Annotated in this window: 5 protein-coding genes; all 5 read right to left on the reverse strand. The window is 25.8% G+C overall.

The annotated features are described in order from the left end of the window. A partial coding sequence (locus tag ACTHW2_RS11685) for a serine hydrolase (RefSeq protein ID WP_442264094.1) occupies nucleotides 1-267 on the reverse strand: 267 nt, incomplete at its 3' end. An 89-nt stretch (nucleotides 268-356) separates the two neighbouring features. Next, nucleotides 357-1,661: a pyrimidine-nucleoside phosphorylase gene (locus ACTHW2_RS11690; RefSeq protein WP_442264095.1), complete on the reverse strand. Its 1,305-nt coding sequence runs from the start codon at nucleotides 1,659-1,661 to the stop codon at nucleotides 357-359. Nucleotides 1,662-1,697: 36 nt separating this feature from the next. Beyond that, nucleotides 1,698-2,324, reverse strand: a complete 627-nt coding sequence (locus tag ACTHW2_RS11695) for a stage II sporulation protein M (protein WP_442264096.1) — start codon at nucleotides 2,322-2,324, stop codon at nucleotides 1,698-1,700. A 70-nt stretch (nucleotides 2,325-2,394) separates the two neighbouring features. Further along, complete coding sequence (locus ACTHW2_RS11700; protein ID WP_442264097.1) at nucleotides 2,395-2,934, reverse strand: NUDIX hydrolase; 540 nt, start codon at nucleotides 2,932-2,934, stop codon at nucleotides 2,395-2,397. A 108-nt stretch (nucleotides 2,935-3,042) separates the two neighbouring features. Further along, nucleotides 3,043-3,849 (reverse strand): sporulation transcription factor Spo0A, encoded by an 807-nt coding sequence (gene spo0A, locus ACTHW2_RS11705; RefSeq protein WP_442264098.1) that lies wholly within the window; start codon nucleotides 3,847-3,849, stop codon nucleotides 3,043-3,045. Between the last annotated feature and the right edge of the window lie 82 nt (nucleotides 3,850-3,931).

The raw sequence follows: 3,931 nt of genomic DNA on the forward strand, positions 1-3,931 counted from the left end.
ACTAGAAGCATACTTACTAATTTGAACTTCATCATTTAGTTGTATTTTATTGTTTTTTATTGATTCCATTACGATTAGCAAGGTCATAATCTTTGTTATACTTGCTGGAGCTAATTTTTCGTTTTCATTATTTGCATAAAGAATTTTACCAGAACTATAATCCATAAGTAAAGATGATTTTGATTCTATATTTATTTCACCATATGAAATTGTTGAAATTAATATTATGGATAAAACTAGTATAATCGATAAAAATCTTTTCTTCATATAAACACCCCCAATACTATATTTATAAATATAGTATTCAAGTAATTCATATTATATGATTAATCTAAGAAGACACAATAAATTAATGTTTAATAAATTTCATCCAATATTAATTTTTGATCTTTTATATTCTTTTTACCAATTATATATATGTCTAATATCTGTTCTTTGACTTCCTCACCTTTTATTTTATCATTTGTGTGAATATAAGCTAGTGTTTCATCTAAATTTATATAATCATCCACTTTTTTATTTAATATGATACCAGCTGATAAGTCTATTTCTGTTTCTAAAGTTTCACGCCCAGCTCCCAATTTTAAAGCACATTTTCCAATTTCTTCAGCATTTATCTTTTTAATAAATCCTTCTTTTTTAGAGTTTACTTCTATAATATATTTAGCTCTTGGAAACAAGTCAGGATTTTCTATCTCTTTTATATCACCATATTGGTATTTAACTAATTCTATAAATTTATTATATGCCTTTCCTGAATTAATAGCTTCTTCTAAAACTTTTCTTCCTTCTTTTTCTGTTTGAACTTCTTTGGCTAAAACTAATGATTTAGAACCTAGTATTAAAGCTAACTCTAACAAATCTTTAGGTCCTTTTCCTTTCAAGGTTTCAATAGCTTCTTTTACTTCTAAATTATTACCAATTGCCTTGCCTAAAGGTTGATCCATATTAGTTACTATTGCTATTGTGTCCCTACCATAATTTTTACCTATATTAACCATTGTTCTAGCCAAATTCTTAGCTTCTTTTAAATCTTTCATAAACGCACCACTGCCAACTTTGACATCTAAGATTATGCCATTAGAATTCACAGCCAATTTTTTACTCATTATACTACTAGATATAAGAGAAATATTATCAACTGTAGCTGTTACATCTCTTAATGCGTAAAGTTTCTTATCTGCTGGAGTTATATTAGTGGTTTGGCTACAAATAGATATATTTATTTTATTAGTATTTTGTATAAAATCTTCTTTAGATATATCTACCTTAAAATTGTTTATTGATTCTAATTTGTCTAAAGTCCCACCACTGTGTCCTAAACCTCGACCAGACATTTTTACAAATGGAACTTCACATGCCGCTATCATAGGTCCTAATACTAATGTAATGCTATCCCCTACTCCACCAGTTGAGTGTTTATCTATCTTTATTCCTTTTATACTTGATAAGTCTACTTTTTCACCTGATTCTACCATAGCTCTTGTAAGATAAAGTGTTTCTTTATCATTCATCTTATTTAAAAATATAGCCATAAGTAATGAGGCAATTTGATAATCTGGTATTTTCCCATCAGTATATCCATTTATAAAATATTCTATTTCTTCCTTAGATAGACTGAATCCATCTCTTTTTCTTTTAATAATATCGTATATTCTCATTACTTTCCCTGCCTTTATTTATTATAATTTTAATTATTAAATTATATCATTTAAAATAAGTTTTAATATAGGTGAACAAAAAACTTCAACAATGATTCCTAACAAACAAAATATAAGAAAGAAACTAAATAATATTATATAATCTTTATTTCTTAATACCTTTATAGGAGGGGTATTAGATTTTAATCTACTAAAAGGATTTTGTGACAATGTCATAGATAAGGAACCTATCCCTAAAAAAAATATAAGAAAAAATATATGTTGTGGGAAAATCCCCACGATAGATAACCAAAAACCTTTTAATTTTATATATGTAACTAAAAATCCCACTCTAAATCCTACTGTCATACCTAAAATCAAAATTATTATTGGTATAAAAATATATCCTAAATTAAATATACCTAAACTTAATATCACTATTAATAAAAATATATTATATAAAAAAGCTTTCTTAAATATCATAAATTTAGTGTAATCATTTATAGCATCTAAAAATGGATGAAACCATGTAAATATCATAACATTAGAATTATAAGTCAGTTTTTTTAATATAAATGTTCCTAATATATTTCCTAAAATAAAGCTACAAAATAATATAAAATAAAATATAAAATAATTTTGTATGTGTTTTTTTAAAATTTTTAATGTATTACTGTATAACAATTTAAAGTCCTCCTTCTAATACAAGCTCTTTTAAACAATGTATTCAAAAAAGGACAAAATTATAACTGTTTTATCTTCCTTCAATTATTTCTTTGGCAATAAATATACCAATAATAGTTTTACTATCTATTATATCACCCATTTTAACCATTTTTACTAATTCATCAATATTAAATTCTAATACTTCTAGAAACTCTCCTTCTTCTTGTTCAAAATCGCCTTTCTTCAAATCTTCTGCTAAAAAAAGATGGATTTTTTCATTACAATAACCAGGTGAAGTATAGAATTCTGATAAATAAGTTAACTTATTAGATTCCATTCCAATTTCTTCTTTTAATTCTCTAATAGCTGTCTCTCTAGGCTCTTCATTCAACTCTAATTTTCCTGCAGGAAGTTCTATCAAAAAATCTTCTACTGCTTTTCTATATTGTTTTACTAGAATCAGAGAATCGTTAGAGGTCAGAGCAATCATTGCAACTCCTCCAGAGTGTTCAATAATTTCCCGTTTTGAATATTTTTTATCAGGCATTTCTACAGTATCTACCTTTAAGTTTAGAATTTTTCCTTCATAAACTTTATCAGATTTCATAGTTTTTTCTTCATAAAGCATTAATTCAATACCTCCATTATTTATCTTTTAATTTATAATATTAATATTTAAACACCATTATATCATATAAATACAAAAATAAAGAGTCAATTTAGAGTTGAATATAATTTATATCGATTCTACTTCTTGCATTTCTAACCTTAGTCTATCAGCAATTAATGCTATAAATTCACTATTCGTAGGTTTGCCTTTATTGTTACTTATAGTATAGCCAAATATTCTTTCTAAAGTTTCTACATCTCCTCTATTCCAAGCAACTTCTATTGCATGACGTATAGCTCTTTCTACTCTACTTGTAATAGTATTGTATTCTTTTGCTACTGCAGGATATAATTCTTTAGTAATAGCTCCTAAATAGTCCATATCATCTACAACTATTTGTATCGCTTTTCTTATATATAAATATCCTTTAATATGTGCTGGTACTCCTATTTCTTGAATTATTTTGGTGATTTTAGATTCTAAATTTACTTCCTTTTTTATAGAAGGTTCTTCTTTTAAAGATATATTTTTTTCTTTATATGATGATGTACTTGATCCCATATTATTTATTTGTTTTAACCTGTCAATAAACATATTAAAATCAAACGGTTTAATAATATAGTAAGAAGCTCCAAGTTTCATTGCCCGTTGAGTTATATTATCTTGACCTACCGCTGATAATATAACTACTTTTGGAAAATAGTCATCATAATCATTATTAAGTTTTTCTAATACCCCTAATCCATCTAAATTTGGCATGATTATATCTAAAATTAGTATATCTGGTTTTTCTTTCTCTACTAGTTTTAGTGCATCAATCCCATCGTTAGCAATTCCTACTACCTCAAACTCTTTTTGTTCCACAATAACTCTGTTGATTATTTGACAAAATTCTTTATTGTCATCTACAATTGCTACTTTTACTTTATCCATTATATATCTCCCCCTGAAAATTATACTGTATACTTAGTAATTCTACATTAAATTTTATATTCCTTCTTTTTTTTAATATTAA

This window comes from Tissierella sp. (assembly GCF_052089545.1).
GTDB lineage: Bacteria > Bacillota > Clostridia > Tissierellales > Tissierellaceae > Tissierella_A.

Coding starts and splice junctions, on each gene's coding strand:
- spo0A (WP_442264098.1), bottom strand. CDS start 3,849: ATGGATAAAGTAAAAGTAGCAATTGTAGATGACAATAAAGAATTTTGT.
- ACTHW2_RS11700 (WP_442264097.1), bottom strand. CDS start 2,934: ATGCTTTATGAAGAAAAAACTATGAAATCTGATAAAGTTTATGAAGGA.
- ACTHW2_RS11690 (WP_442264095.1), bottom strand. CDS start 1,661: ATGAGAATATACGATATTATTAAAAGAAAAAGAGATGGATTCAGTCTA.